Annotated in this window: 8 protein-coding genes; 6 read left to right on the top strand and 2 right to left on the bottom strand. The window is 63.9% G+C overall.

Going from position 1 to position 14,431, the window contains the following annotated elements; genetic code table 11:
* The first annotated feature begins 274 nt into the window (after window positions 1-274).
* Genes BLT00_RS21725 through BLT00_RS21740 form a run of 4 tightly spaced genes read left to right on the top strand, consistent with a single transcriptional unit; the run spans window position 275 to window position 4,969 of the window.
* Window positions 275-1,054 (top strand): efflux RND transporter periplasmic adaptor subunit, encoded by a 780-nt coding sequence (locus tag BLT00_RS21725; protein WP_092146640.1) that lies wholly within the window; start codon window positions 275-277, stop codon window positions 1,052-1,054.
* Window positions 1,051-2,370: an efflux RND transporter periplasmic adaptor subunit gene (locus BLT00_RS21730; protein ID WP_092146638.1), complete on the top strand. Its 1,320-nt coding sequence runs from the start codon at window positions 1,051-1,053 to the stop codon at window positions 2,368-2,370. The genes BLT00_RS21725 and BLT00_RS21730 overlap by 4 nt, the downstream gene beginning before the upstream one ends.
* Before the next feature lies 1 nt (window position 2,371).
* A complete protein-coding gene (locus BLT00_RS21735; protein ID WP_092146636.1) occupies window positions 2,372-4,468 on the top strand; it encodes an efflux RND transporter periplasmic adaptor subunit in 2,097 nt (698 codons plus the stop codon).
* A 9-nt stretch (window positions 4,469-4,477) separates the two neighbouring features.
* Window positions 4,478-4,969, top strand: coding sequence for a GNAT family N-acetyltransferase (locus BLT00_RS21740; protein WP_092146634.1), 492 nt, complete (start codon window positions 4,478-4,480; stop codon window positions 4,967-4,969).
* A 66-nt stretch (window positions 4,970-5,035) separates the two neighbouring features.
* Here the strand turns inward: BLT00_RS21740 and BLT00_RS21745 are convergent, their stop codons facing one another.
* Window positions 5,036-5,347, bottom strand: a complete 312-nt coding sequence (locus BLT00_RS21745) for a DUF6916 family protein (RefSeq protein WP_092146632.1) — start codon at window positions 5,345-5,347, stop codon at window positions 5,036-5,038.
* 46 nt (window positions 5,348-5,393) lie between these two features.
* Window positions 5,394-5,981, bottom strand: coding sequence for a phage tail protein (locus tag BLT00_RS21750; protein ID WP_092146630.1), 588 nt, complete (start codon window positions 5,979-5,981; stop codon window positions 5,394-5,396).
* Window positions 5,982-6,287: 306 nt separating this feature from the next.
* Here BLT00_RS21750 and BLT00_RS21755 point away from each other — a divergent pair, with 306 nt between their 5' ends.
* Together BLT00_RS21755 and BLT00_RS21760 are read left to right on the top strand one after the other, a co-directional pair.
* A complete protein-coding gene (locus BLT00_RS21755; protein WP_092146628.1) occupies window positions 6,288-7,133 on the top strand; it encodes a sulfotransferase family protein in 846 nt (281 codons plus the stop codon).
* Window positions 7,134-7,184: 51 nt separating this feature from the next.
* Complete coding sequence (locus tag BLT00_RS21760; RefSeq protein ID WP_092146626.1) at window positions 7,185-14,420, top strand: Ig-like domain-containing protein; 7,236 nt, start codon at window positions 7,185-7,187, stop codon at window positions 14,418-14,420.
* The last annotated feature ends 11 nt before the right edge of the window (window positions 14,421-14,431 follow it).

Genomic DNA, 14,431 nt, shown 5'->3' on the forward strand with positions numbered 1-14,431 from the left:
GCGAGTGAATCGTTGGTGGAGTAGGCAGCGTGATCTGCGTCGATCACGGAACCTGTGGCGAGGGAGCTTGCTCCCGCTGGGTTGCGTAGCGACCCTAAGCAATTTGAATGCGATCTGCCTGACACCCCGAGGCGCCAGGTTTTGGGACTGCTGCGCAGTCCAGCGGGAGCAAGCTCCCTCGCCACAGGGCGTGTATGACCACCAAATTTCTTGCCTCCCTTGACGCCCCCCACCGCTGTCGTAGACTCCGCCCATCCGTCAGGGAGTAACGGTCATGCGACGTTTGAGTAGTTGGGTTGTGGGATTGACCTTTGTAGCGTGCACGGTTCAGGCACAAACGCCTGCTGCCGACGATCCTTTGCTGGAAAGCAGTGTCACGGCCAGTGCGCCGAGTGGCAACGAGGCGCGAGGGGTGCTGCGGGCGCGGGACCAGGCGGTGCTGGCCAGCGAGTTGGCCGGGCGTATCGTCGAGTTGCCGTTCAGTGAGGGCGAGTCGTTCAAGAAGGGCGACACCCTGGCGCGTTTCGATTGCTCGGCGTATCAGGCCCAGCTCAACGCGGCCCAGGCGGCCAGCCGGGGTGCTGGTGAGGAATTGGCGCATAACCGGCAACTGGCGCAATTGAAATCAGTCGGGCGTTTTGAGGTGTCGCGGGCCGAGGCCCGGCTCAATGAGACCCAGGCACAGTCCCAGGTGTATCAGGTTCAGGTCAAGCGCTGCAGCGTGGTCGCACCCTTCGATGGTCAGGTGGTGGCGCGCAAGGTCCAGCGTTATGAAAGCGTGGCCGCTGGGGCGCCGTTGCTCGATGTGGTGGACAACCGCACCCTGGAAATCCATCTGCTGGTGCCGTCGCGCTGGATGAACCGGCTCAAGCCCGGCCAGCCTTTCACGTTTATTCCCGATGAAACCGGCAAGCCATTGCAAGCGACGGTCAAGCGCTTGGGCGCGCGCATCGATGAGGGTAGCCAGACCTTGCTGCTGGTGGCGACCTTGCCGGATGCCACGGGGCTGTTGTCCGGCATGAGTGGTACCGCGCGTTTCGCGGAGCCCAAGTGAACGCGCCGATCACCGGCAACGCCGAGCAGGTGTTCGCCCGCTTCCTCGACCTGGAGCGCCAGACGCGTGCTGCACGTACCCCGGCGCAACTGAGCTACAGCCTGGTCAACGACGGTCAGGCCCTGTTCGGCTTTCGCCATGCCGCGCTATTGATCGCCGGCAAGGTCCAGGCCGTGACGGGCGTCAGCGCCGTGGAGCCGAACGCACCGTTTGTGGCGTTCGTCGAACAGGCGGTGGCGCAGTCGTTCAAGCAGGGGGTACTGAATCAGGCCCGGGTGATCGCCGCCGAGGGGATGAGCGAATCCATCCGGGCAGACTGGCGAAGCCTGTCGGCCGGGCAGGTGTTCTGGCTGCCGTTGATCGATCATCAAGGCCAGGTGTTCGGCGGCTTATGGCTGGCCCGTGACCTGCCGTGGACCCCGGCCGAGCAAGTGCTGTTATCGCAACTGGGCGACACCTACAGCCATGCGTGGCTGGCGCTGCAACCGCGCAAGCCGTGGCGTCTGCGTTGGACGCGCAAGCGCCAGGTCGCCCTGGTGGCGGTGTTGCTGCTGGGCTTGCTGATCCCGGTGCGCCAGTCCGTGTTGGCCCCGGCCGAAGTGGTACCGTTGGGCGGGCAGGTGGTGGCGGCACCGTTGGACGGGGTGATCGCCGAGTTTCTGGTCAAGCCCAACCAGGCCGTCAAGAACGGCGACCTGCTGCTGCGTTTCGAAAGCACCAGCCTCAAGGCCCAGGCCGATGTGGCCGAGCGTGCGTTGGGCGTGGCTGAGGCCGAACTCAAGGCCAATTCCCAGCGCTCGTTTGTCGACGCTGAATCCAGTTCGAAGATTGACTTGCTGGCCGCCCGCGTCGAACAGAAGCGGGCCGAGCGCAACTACGCGCTTGAGCTGCTCAAGCGCAGCGAAGTCCGCGCCGAGCGCGACGGCATTGCGGTATTTGCCGACGCCGAGCGTTGGCTCGGCAAGCCCGTGCAGACCGGCGAGCGACTGATGGAAATCGCCGACCCGAACCAGGCCGAGTTGCGTATTGAATTGGCAGTGGGCGACGCGATTGCCCTGGAGCCCGGTGCGCAAGTGGCGTTGTTTCTCGACAGCGACCCGTTGCAGCGGCACCTGGCCTGGCTCGAGCGCTCGGCCTATGAAGCGCAGCCTACCGCCGCCGGGCAGTTGGCGTACCGGTTGGACGCGCGTTTCGATGCCACGGCGCCGCGCATCGGCCTGCGGGGCACGGCGAAGGTCTTTGGCGACCGCGCGCCGCTGGCGTTGTACCTGCTGCGTCGGCCATTGGCCGGCCTGCGCCAGAGCGTAGGCCTGTAGCATGGACTTGCCGAGCCTGCGGCCGGACCTGCAGTTGTCCGCGGCGGCGCCGGACCCGGACGGTTCGCCGCAGTGGACCTTGGCCGATCCGGTGCGCGGGCGCTATTTCAAGCTTGGCGCGGCGGCCATGCGCATGTTGCGGCACTGGTCCCTGGGCGATCCGGAACAGGTGCTGCAAGCTGCAAACCGCGAGCCGGGCCTGCCGCTCAATGGCGAGTCGCTGGAGCAACTGCTGGGTTTCTTGCGCGGCCATGACCTGATCAGCGCGATGGACCCACAACAGCGCGACAGTTACCTCTTCAAGACTGCCGCACAACGCCAGAGCCTGTGGCAGATCCTGCTGCATCAATACCTGTTTTTTCGCATCCCGCTGTGGCGCCCGGACGCCTTTCTCAACCGGGCCTGGCCCTGGTTGGCGCGGTTCGGCCCCGGGATCCTGCGCTATGGCCTGCCGCTGACCCTGGGCCTCGGCATCTTCCTGGTGTCGCGGGACTGGCAGCGTTTCATCGCGACGTTTCCGCACCTGTTCAGCCTGGGCGGTGCGCTGGCCTTCGGGGCGGCGTTGCTCTTCGCCAAGCTGTGCCATGAGTTCGGCCATGCCTTCATGGCCAAGCGCGCCGGTTGTCGTGTGCAAAGCATGGGCGTGGCGTTCATGGTGCTGTTGCCGATGTTCTATACCGATGTCAGCGATGCCTGGCGGATCAACGATCGTCGCGCGCGGTTGCTGATTGGTGCCGGCGGCGTCCTGGCCGAATTGTTGCTGGCGTGCATCGCGCTGCTGGCCTGGTCGCTGCTGCCCGACGGGCCGGCGCGCACCGCGGCGTTCATGCTGGCCAGCGCCACCTGGATCACCACGCTGATCATCAACTTGAACCCTTTCATGCGTTTTGACGGGTATTTCCTGCTCAGTGATTTCTGGGCGGTGGATAACCTTCAGGGACGTGCGTTCGCCCTGTGCCGCTGGCGCCTACGCGAAGCCTTGTTCGGTTATGGCGCGGCAGCGCCGGAACCCTGGTCGCCGAAGATGCGCCGGCGTTTGCTGGTCTGGGGATACGGCTCCTGGCTGTGGCGGGCATTGTTGTTTTTCGGGATTGCCCTGGCGGTCTATCACCTGTTTTTCAAGGTGCTGGGCATTTTTCTGATGATGGTGGAATTGGTGTGGTTCATTTTTATGCCCATCGCGAATGAGTGGCGGCAATGGTGGAGCCGCCGCGAGCAGGCCCATGGCCCGCGAGTGCTGTTTGCAGGCCTGGTATTGCTGGGGTTGCTGTTGGCGCTGGTGCTGCCCTGGCGCAGCGCCGTGGAGGTGCCGGTCATGCTCGAGGCCGGCCGCGCCAGTGCCCTGCATGCGCCAGTGGCGGCACGGGTCAAGCAAGTGAATGTGCACGATGGCCAGACCGTGGCCCAAGGCGATGTGTTGATTGAATTGGAATCGCCGGACATGGCCTCGCGTTTGACCATCGTGCGCCGGGAAATCCAGATCCAGCAGTTGCAGATGCGCCGTCAGGCCGGGCGCAGCGAAACCGCCGCCGATGCCGGCATCATCGAACAGCAACTGGCCGAAGCGGTGGCCGAGTACCGAGGCCTGGTGGCCCAGCGCGAACGTCTGTTGTTGCGTGCTCCCCATGCCGGCCAAGTGCGCGACTTGTTGCCGCAACTGTCGGTAGGGCGCTGGCTGTCACCGACGCAGGTGCTGGCGCGGGTGGTGCAGCCCGATTCGCGGTTGCGCGGGTACCTCACCGAAGCCGAGCTCTGGCGGGTCGGGCCGGGTGCCACGGGACGGTTCATTGCCGACGATCCGATGCACCCATCGATTGCCGTGCAGTTGAATGAAATCGACACCAACGGCGTGGCCTGGGTCGAACAACAAGCGTTGACGTCCGACCACCATGGGCCGATTGCGGTGCGCCGGGATTCGCAGCAACGGGCCGAGCCGGTGCAGGCGCAGTATGGCGTGCGCCTGAGTGCCATTGACGATTCGGCCGCGCCGGTGCAACCGCTGCGTGGCGTGGTGGTGTTGCAGGGGCAGGGCGAGTCGGTGTTGGGAGCGGCCTGGCGTCGGTTGGCGGCGTTGGGTGTCAGGGAAAGCGGTTTTTAAGGAGCGAGCATGGATTCAGTGGCGGCGGAGGGATTGGTGGTGCGGCCATCGCGGGTCAGCGATGGTCCGTTCTTGCAGAGCCTTTACCAGGCGGCACGACCGGATCTGCAATGGATCGACGGCGAGCATGAGCAGGTGCGGCAGGTGATTGCCCAGCAGTTTCAAGTGCAGGAGCAAGGGTTGGGAGAGTGCTTCCCCAATGCCATGCATTACGTGGTGGAAAAACTCGGCACCGCTATCGGCGCCTTGAGCACCGATTTTGGTCCCAATGAAATTCGCGTGCTGTACCTGGCCTTTATCCCTCAGGCCCGCGGGCAAGGCTATGGCCGGGCGGTGCTGCAAGGGGTGCAAAAAGCCGCGCAACAGGTCCGCTGCCCGGTGGCGACCGTGGTCTGGACCAGCAACCCCCACGCGCGTCGGCACTACCTGGCGCTGGGTTTCGAAGTGCAGGAAAGCAACCCGGCGGCGGAGCGGTTGGTCTGGTATCCGAAAGGCAACTGAACAGTGCCTGACTGGTCACCTGTTCAATATGGGAGCGGGTTTGCTCCCACAAGGGATCATCAGTTTTTAGTTAAACGCGATGTAGAAGTATCCCAGCGCCGGATCCCGTCCCATGGGCGGCATCCGTGATACGAACACCCCCTCGATCTTGCCCAGTTCCGGCACCTCCAGCCCGCACAGGCCATCCACGAACGCGGTGCTCTCCAGGCTGTTGAACTCGACGCTGAAGGGCATGCGCTCGGTGTTCGGCATCTTCGCCCGAGGTGTTTCTTCAAGGGTTTCGAAGCGCACCGGCAGGCAACTGCCGTCGGGCAGGGTCAGGCTGCCGGTCTGGCCTAGCAGCGGTTGGAAATGGCGGCTATGAACCTGTTGCAGCATGTCGACACTCCAAAAGGCCGGAGGACCGCAGCCCTCCGGCGGTTTATCAGTTACGGGTTGGGAATAGACCGTTCAAGGCGACACTGAAGTTGACCACCAGGAACGGGTTCATGACCGCCATTGGCAAGCCGTTGCCCGCGGGGGAAATCGTGCCGTCGATGCTCGTGCTCACGCCCTTGACCGGCACTGGTGAGGCGCCGATCTGGTCGGAATAAATCGCCGCCGAGCCAGGCCCGGTGCCCGAGGTGCCGATGAACGAGTTGGTGGCCGTCGGCGTATTCACCGGGTTGCTGGCCGGGTTTGCCAGTTGCAGGGTGGTGGAGGCGGTGAGTCCCGCCAGGGTGTGAGTGTGGGCGGGCAGGTTGCTGATCGTTGCAGTGACGTTTTCGGTGCCGGAGACTTCGCCCATGACCCGCGGCGTCAGACCCTGGCCGTTGCCTTGTCCCAGCGGCAGGCGGCCTTGCAGATTGGGGAGCATGAAGTTGGTGGTGCCGTTGCCTCCGTAATACGTGCCGAGCAAGGAGAACAAAGCCTGGTACTGGGCAATTGGGAGGCTCTGCCCGTTGCACTGAGCCCACCCATTGGGGGCGAAGTTAAAGGCAAACGGTTGGATGGTGCCCATAAATACTTCCATAGATTCCTCATCCCTTCAGATTATTGGTATGGCAATGCCGCCAGGATCCAAGGGAGGGTAGTGCGGTCAGCCCGATGCCTTCATTCCCTGGCCTGGTCACGCACGGCTGAGCGTAGACGGGGATGTCTCATTCTGCTGGGCAGCAATAGAGGAAAAATGTGGTCGATCGGCTTAATCGATTCAGGTTCGCATCGCCGCTATACCGTCCATCTTTTTTACAGAATTGGCTGATGTTGATGTCAAAGTACCACTAGGCGAAGATTGTTTCCTCGGCTACGCTTCGCGATACAAAGGGACTACAAACAGGTGAATGGATTGCCGCAGTTTCACTTTATTTCCGGTTTACCGCGCTCAGGCTCGACCCTGCTTTCTGCCATTTTGCTGCAGAATCCGCGCTTTCATGCCGGGATGACCAGTCCCGTCGGTTCGCTGTTCAGCACCGTCCTGCAACAATGCAGCGCCGGCAGCGAGTTCGGTTCGGTGATCGACACCGACCTGCGCCGCCGCCTGTTGCGTGGCCTCTTCGATTCCTACTACGCCGACAAAGCCGATAAACCGGTCATCTTCGACACCAATCGCCAATGGTGTGCCCGTTTGCCTGCCCTGCAGGACCTGTTTCCCCAGGCCAAGACCATCGCTTGCGTGCGCAACGTTGCCTGGATCCTCGACAGCCTGGAGCGCCTTTATCGCGCCAATCCGTTCGAGAACACCAAGCTGTTCAACGACGATGACGAGCGCAACACCGTCTACAGCCGCTGCGAAACCCTGGCCCAGCGCAATCGTCTGGTGGGGCTTGCCTGGACGGCGCTCAAAGAGGCCTATTACGGCGAGAACGCCGAGTCGTTGCTGGTCGTTGACTACGACCTGCTGAGCCAGGCACCGGAGCGGGTCATGCGACTGGTGTACGAGTTTATCGGCGAGCCCTGGTTCGAGCACGATTTCAATCACTTGACCTACGACGCACCGGCCTTCGACCAGGCACTGGGCGTTGCCGGCCTGCACAAGGTCAAGCCCAAGGTCGCGCCGCAAGCTCGACGCACCCTGCTGCCGCCGGATCTGTTTGAAAAGTATGCCGAGTTGTCGTTCTGGCGCGATGGGTCCGCAAGCGCCGCCAATGTCATTCGTATGAAAACCGACGCCGCCGTCAGCTGACTGCGGTTTTTTTTCATTTGTGTTCAAGAAGTTCGAGTCCAGGTGATCGTCATGTGGTGGAGCAAAGGCAAATCGCGGGTAACCGAGGGCGCACAGGCCCTGGCATCGCCAATGATCATGTCCCTGGAGCCGCGAATGCTGTTCGACGGCGCGGTGGCGGCAACCGTGGCCGACGCCGCGCAACCGGACGCTCATCCGACTGCCGAGGCGGCCAAGACGCCCACAGCGGACCAGCCTGCCGATAGTCATGCACCCCAAGGCCAGGTCGATGCCACCCAGGCTGCCGTTCCGGGCAAATCCGTAGTGTTTGTCGATTCCCGGGTCAAGGATTCCGCCAACCTGCTCGAAGGCGTGGCGCCCGGGACCCAGGTGGTGCAACTGGATGCCACCAAGGACGGTCTGCAACAGATCGCCGATTACCTGGACACCCACCAGGGCGTCAGCTCGGTGCAGATCATCGCCCACGGTAATGCCGGTGATTTGTGGCTGGGCAACAGCTACCTGTCGGCGGACAACGTCCAGGCCCGCAGCGAAGTGCTGGCGCAGATCGGCCAGGACATGAACGCCGGCGGCGATATCCTGATCTACGGCTGCTACACCGCCGAAGGCGAGCGTGGCCTGAGCCTGGTGGATTCATTGGCACAGTTGACCGGGCGTGACGTGGCGGCTTCCGACGATCGCACTGGCGTTGGCGGTGACTGGGACCTGGAGATCGCCACCGGCAACATCGAAAGCGCCAACGTGCTGTCGGCCAATGCCATGAGTGAATACCAGTGGGGCCTGGCCACCTGGACCGCCACCAACAATGCCAATTCCGGCGTGGGCTCCTTGCGCGCGGCCTTGGGTTCTGCGCAGAACGGCGACATCGTCACCTTCAACAGCAGCATGACCGTTGCCTTGACCCAGGTGCTGGTGGTGAACCAGAACATCACGATCGACGGCGATCTCAACAACGACAACGTCGCCGATGTCACCCTGGACGGGCAGTTCCGCACCCAGGTGATCAGCGTGACGGCCGGCACCACGGCCACCCTCGATGGTTTGGTGATTACCCGCGGCGTTGTGTCGGGCAACGGCGGTAACGGTGGTGACGATGCGCTGGTGGCCAAGGGCGGCGGGATCAACAACGCGGGTACCTTGACCCTGCGTAACGTCACGGTCACGGCTAACGTGGCGGCGGGCGGTGGCGGCGGCGGTGGTGTGACGCCGGAATACGCAGGTGGTGGTGGCGGTGGCGGTGGTGCGCTCGGCGGCGGGATCGGCGGGCGTGGCGGCGATACGCTCAACTCCTCGGGTTCCTTGGGCTCTACCAACCAGGGCGGTGCCGGTGGCGGCTTCTTCAACATCGGCGGGCGTGGCGGCTCCGCGACCGGCGGTGCCGGCGGCGCTGTCTATGCCGGCTACAGCACCGGCTCCTCCGGTGGCACGGCCAGCAGCGGCGGGTTGTCCATCGGCGGCGGGGGTGGTGGCGATGGCTATAACGACATCGGCGGTGCCGGCGGTGGCGCGGTTGGCGGTATCTACAACGACACGGGCGCAACCCTGCGGATCATCGGCAACTCGGTCATCTCCAACAACATCGGCGCGGGCGGTGGTGGCGGTGGCGGCGGTGCCGGCGGCGGCTATACCCAGGCGGGCGGCGCCGGTGGCGTGGGTGTCGGTGCGATCTGGAACAAGGGTTCGATCCTGATCACTGCGGCCAACTTCGCGGCCCTGGCCGGCAACGTCGGTGGCAGCGGCACCGGTGGAACGAGTGCCGGCACGGCAGGTGTCTCGCCGAGTTCGGTGGCCAACGTCTATGGCGACGGCGGCACCATCAATACCAACTATGTGCCGGACGAAACGCCGCCCACCGCGACAGTCGTGGTGGCCAACACCAACCTGAGCTCCGGCGGTACGTCGCAGGTGACCATCACCTTCTCCGAGGCGGTGACGGGGCTGACCGCAGCGGACCTGACCGTGCAGAACGGCACCGTCGGGATACTGACCAGCGGCGACGGCGGCATCACCTGGACCGGCACGCTGACGGCGGCAAGCAACATCGCCGATACCACCAACATCATCACCTTGAACAACACCGGTGTGGCGGACCTGGCCGGTAACGCCGGGGTGGGCACCACCGATTCGAATAATTACGTGGTCAACGACACCGTGGCGCCGACGGCGTCCATCGTGGTATCTGACACGGCCCTCAGGAACGGTGAAACCTCGCTGGTGACCATCACCTTTTCCGAGGCGGTCAGCGGCTTGACCACGGCCGACCTGACGGTGGCCAATGGCACCCTCAGCGGCCTGAGCAGCAGTGACGGCGGTATCACCTGGACAGCAACCCTGACACCCGACGCCGCTGTCACCGACACCACCAATCTGGTGGTGCTGAACAATGCCGGTGTCGCGGACCTGAGTGGCAACGACGGCGTTGGCACCACCAACTCCAACAACTACGCGATCGACACCGTGCTGCCGACCGCCACGATCGTGGTGACTGACACGGCGCTGAGCGCCGGTGAAACATCCTTGGTGACGATCACGTTCAACGAGGCGGTCAGTGGTTTCACCACCGCTGACCTGACGGTGGCCAACGGCACGGTCACCGGGCTGAGCACCAGCGACGGAGGTATCACCTGGACCGCAACGCTGACCCCGACCGCCAGCGTGAGCGATACCAGCAACCTGATCACGTTGAGCAACAGCGGCGTTGCCGACCTGTCCGGCAACGTCGGTACCGGCACCACCGCCTCGAACAACTACGCGATCGACACCCTGCGCCCGACCGCCACGATCGTGGTGGCCGACAACGCGCTGAACATCGGTGAAACCTCCCTGGTGACGATTACCTTCAGCGAGGCGGTGACGGGGTTCACCCTGGCCGACCTGACCGTTGCCAATGGATCCCTGAGCGGGCTGAGCAGCAGCGACGGCGGTATCACCTGGACCGCGACGCTCACTCCAAGCGCCAGCATCAGCGATGCCACCAACCTGATTGTCCTGGCCAATACCGGCGTACTGGACGCGGCCGGTAACGCTGGCACCGGCACCACCAGTTCCAACAACTACGCCGTCGACACCGCGCGCCCGACCGCGACGATTGTTGTTGCCGACAACGCCTTGAGAATCGGCGAAACCTCGCTGGTGACCATCACCTTCAACGAAGCAGTGACCGGCTTCACCACTGCCGACCTGACGGTCGCCAACGGCACCCTGACCGGGCTGAGCAGCAGCGACGGCGGTATCACCTGGACCGCGACACTGACCCCGAGCGCCAGCATCAGCGACGCCACCAACCTGATCACCCTGGATAACACCGGCGTGGCGGACGCCGCCGGCAACGCCGGCAGCGGTACCACCGACTCCAACAACTACGCCATCGACACGGCGCGCCCCACCGCCACCATCGTCGTCGCCGATACGGCCGTCGCCCTGGGCGAAACCTCGGTGGTGACCATCACTTTCAGCGAGGCGGTGACCGGCTTCACCCTGGCTGACCTGACGGTCGCCAACGGTAGCCTGAGCGGGCTGAGCACCAGCGACAACATCACCTACACCGCCACCTTCACCCCGAGCGTCGGCACCAGCGATGCCACCAACCTGATTACGCTGAATAACACGGGCGTCGTAGATGGGGCGGGCAACGCCGGCAGCGGCACCACCGACTCCAACAACTACGCCGTCGACACGCTGCGTCCCACCGCGACCATCGTGGTGGCCGACAACGCGCTGAGCGTCGGTGAAACCTCACTGGTGACCATTACGTTCTCCGAGGCGGTCAGTGGTTTCGACAACTCGGACCTGAGCGTGGCCAATGGCACGCTGAGTGCGGTCAGCAGCAGCGACGGTGGAATCACTTGGACGGCGACGTTCACGCCTGCGCTCGGTGTCAGCGACACCTCCAACGTCATCACCCTGAACAACACCGGCGTCAGCGATGCCGCGGGCAATACCGGCACCGGCACGACCAACTCCAACAACTACCAGGTCGACACCAATGTGCCGACCGCGACCATCGTGGTCGCCGACAGTACGCTGGGAATCGGTGAAACGACCCAGGTGACCATCACCTTCAATTCGGCGGTGAGCGGTTTCGATAACGCGGACCTGACAGTCAGCAACGGCACGCTCAGCAATGTGTCGTCCACCGACGGCGGCGTCACCTGGACGGCCACGTTCACGCCGAGCGCGAGCATTTCCGATACCAGCAACGTGATCACGCTGGACAATACCGGCTTGATCAACGGCGCGGGCAACGCAGGTGTCGGCACCACCGATTCCAATAACTACGTGGTCGACACCGTGCGCCCCACTGCGACCATCGTCATGGCCGACCCAACCGTTGCCATTGGCGAAACCTCGCTGGTGACCATTACCTTCAGCGAGGCCGTGACGAGCTTCACCCTGGCGGACCTGACCGTGGCCAATGGTTCCCTGAGCGGGCTGAGTACCAGCGACAACATTACCTTCACCGCGACCTTCACCCCGAGTGCGGGAATCAGCGACAGTACCAACCTGATCAGCCTCAACAGTGGCTCGATCGCCGATGTGGCGGGCAACATCAACACCGGCACTGCGGATTCGAACAACTACGCTGTCGATACCCTGCGCCCGACCGCGACCATCGTGATGGCCGATAGCAACCTCAGCGTCGGCGAAACCTCACTGGTGACCATCACCTTCAGCGAGGCGGTCAGCGGTTTCGACAATTCGGACCTGAGCGTGGCCAATGGCACCCTGAGCGCCGTGAGCAGTAGCGATGGCGGCATTACCTGGACGGCGACCTTTACCCCGGCCACCGGTACGCGGGACGCCACCAACCTGATCGTCCTGGACAACAGCGGCGTGAGCGACGCGGCCGGCAACGCCGGTACCGGCACCAGCAACTCCGCCAACTACACCGTCGATACCCAGGTGCCGACCGCGACCATCGTGGTGGCCGATACGTCCCTGAGCATCGGTGAAACCAGCCAGGTGACCATCACCTTCAACGAAGCGGTGAGCGGTTTCGACAACAGCGACCTGACCGTCAGCAACGGCACGCTGAGCAATGTGTCGTCCTCCGACGGCGGCGTCACGTGGACGGCTACGTTCACACCGAGTGCGAGCATTGCCGATACCAGCAACCTGATCACCCTGGGCAATACCGGTGTCGTCAACGTCTCGGGCAACGCTGGCGTCGGCACCACCGATTCCAATAACTACGCCATCGACACCGTGCGCCCGACCGCGACCATCGTCGTCGCCGACACCGCCATCGCCGCGGGCGAGACCTCGCTGGTGACCATCACCTTCAGCGAGGCCGTGACCGGCTTCACCACTGCCGACCTGAGCGTCGCCAACGGGACCCTCAGCGGGCTGAGCAGCAATGACGGTGGCATTACCTGGACCGCGACCTTCACGCCTGCCGCTGGCATCACGGACACCAGCAACGTCATCACCCTTGCCAACAGCGGCGTCGCCGACCTGGCGGGCAACGCGGGCAGCGGCACCACCGATTCGAACAACTACAGCGTCGACAGCCAGCGTCCGACCGCCACCATCGTGCTGAGCGATTCGGTGTTGAAACCGGGTGAAACCGCCCAAGTGACCATCACCTTCAGCGAGGCCGTTACCGGCTTCAGCAACGCTGACCTGAGTGTCGCCAACGGTACCCTGAGCGCTGTCAGCAGCAGCGATGGCGGCCTGACCTGGACCGCGACCTTCACGCCAACCCTGGGCGTGACCGATGCCAGCAACCTGATCAGCCTGGACAATACCGGCGTGAGCGACGCGGCTGGCAACAGCGGGGCAGGTACCACCGACTCAGCCAACTATGCGGTCGAGACGCAGGTGCCGACTGCCACGATCGTGGTGGCCGACAGTGCGCTGCGCGTAGGAGAAACCTCGCAGGTCACCATTACGTTCTCGGAGGCGGTGAGCGGTTTCGACAACAGTGACCTGACCATCAGCAACGGCACGCTCAGCAATGTGTCGTCCACCGACGGCGGCGTCACCTGGACGGCCACGTTCACGCCGAGCGCCAGCATCACCGATACCAGCAACCTGATCAGCCTGGACACCAGCGGCGTGGTCAACGCCTCGGGCAACAGCGGTGTCGGTGTGGTGGACTCCAACAACTACGCAATCGACACGGTTCGCCCAGGCGCCACCATCACCGTGGGCGACACCACCCTGGGCATCGGCCAGAGCACCACCGTGACTATCTCCTTCACCGAGGCGGTGTCCGGTTTCGACCTGTCCGACCTGAGTGTGGCCAATGGTGTGCTGTCCAACCTCGCCAGCAGTGACGGTGGCCTGACCTGGACGGCGATCCTGACGCCTACTGCAGGCGTCAACGATGCCACCAACCTGATCCTGCTCGACGCCAGCAATGTGCAGGACCTGGCCGGCAACGCCGGCGTGGGCATCGCGATCTCCGCCAACTACGCGCTCGATGCCACCCGGCCGACAGCGACCATCGTGGTGGCCGATCCGAACCTGACCGTGGGCGAGACGACCCAGGTCACCATCACCTTCAGCGAGGCGGTGAGCAATTTCGATCTGTCGGACCTCAGCGTCACCAACGGCGAGCTGACCAACCTGACCAGCAGCGACGGCGGCAGGACCTGGACCGCGACGTTCACACCGACGGTGAACCTCACCGACCCGAGCAACTTCATTGCCCTGGACACCAGCAACGTCAGCGACCTGTCGGGCAACGCCGGGGGCAGCGTGGCGGTGTCCAACAACTATGCGATCGACACCGTGGTGCCCAACGATGTGAAGCCGCCGCCGGAGTTCCTGACCTCCGACCCGGTCACGGTTATCCCGCCGTCCGAGGTGCCGCTGCAACCGATCGTCTTTACCCCGCCGACCGGCAATCTCGGTTCGCCGCTGGGGTTCCCGCCGCTGTTCGAGCAACGGGACATGGGCGGGGGCCTCAAGCCGATTGGAGATATTTTCATCAACCGGGGCCAATTGGCGCCTAGCTATATCGCTCAGGTGTTCAGCAGCGATGCCGCTGGCGATGGTTCGGGCCAGGGCTTCCTGGGCTTTGGTGGGGGCGATGGTGGGGTATTCGGCAGCAGCACGCTTTCGACCCTGTTCACCCAGGACTCCGCTTCCGAGAGCGAATCGATGGGTGCCTTCGGCAGTCAGTCGATGCAGGGCGGCGATGTATCCCAAGGGCTGCGCGGGATGTTCGGCGCACCGACCTTGGGCCAGCAGCTGCAACAGCTCAAGGATACTGAACAGCGTCAGGTCGACAGCTTGGCAACGGCGTTACGACAGGTCGGCATCAGCCAGGCGCAGGCCTGAATTCTAAAAAA

The sequence above is a fragment of the Pseudomonas sp. NFACC51 genome (assembly GCF_900103575.1).
Lineage (GTDB): Bacteria > Pseudomonadota > Gammaproteobacteria > Pseudomonadales > Pseudomonadaceae > Aquipseudomonas > Aquipseudomonas fluorescens_Q.

Excerpts from the sequence above, each read along its gene's own strand:
- BLT00_RS21725 (WP_092146640.1), top strand. The coding sequence starts at position 275 with ATGCGACGTTTGAGTAGTTGGGTTGTGGGATTGACCTTTGTAGCGTGC.
- BLT00_RS21735 (WP_092146636.1), top strand. The coding sequence starts at position 2,372 with ATGGACTTGCCGAGCCTGCGGCCGGACCTGCAGTTGTCCGCGGCGGCG.
- BLT00_RS21740 (WP_092146634.1), top strand. The coding sequence starts at position 4,478 with ATGGATTCAGTGGCGGCGGAGGGATTGGTGGTGCGGCCATCGCGGGTC.
- BLT00_RS21745 (WP_092146632.1), bottom strand. The coding sequence starts at position 5,347 with ATGCTGCAACAGGTTCATAGCCGCCATTTCCAACCGCTGCTAGGCCAG.
- BLT00_RS21750 (WP_092146630.1), bottom strand. The coding sequence starts at position 5,981 with ATGGAAGTATTTATGGGCACCATCCAACCGTTTGCCTTTAACTTCGCC.
- BLT00_RS21760 (WP_092146626.1), top strand. The coding sequence starts at position 7,185 with ATGTGGTGGAGCAAAGGCAAATCGCGGGTAACCGAGGGCGCACAGGCC.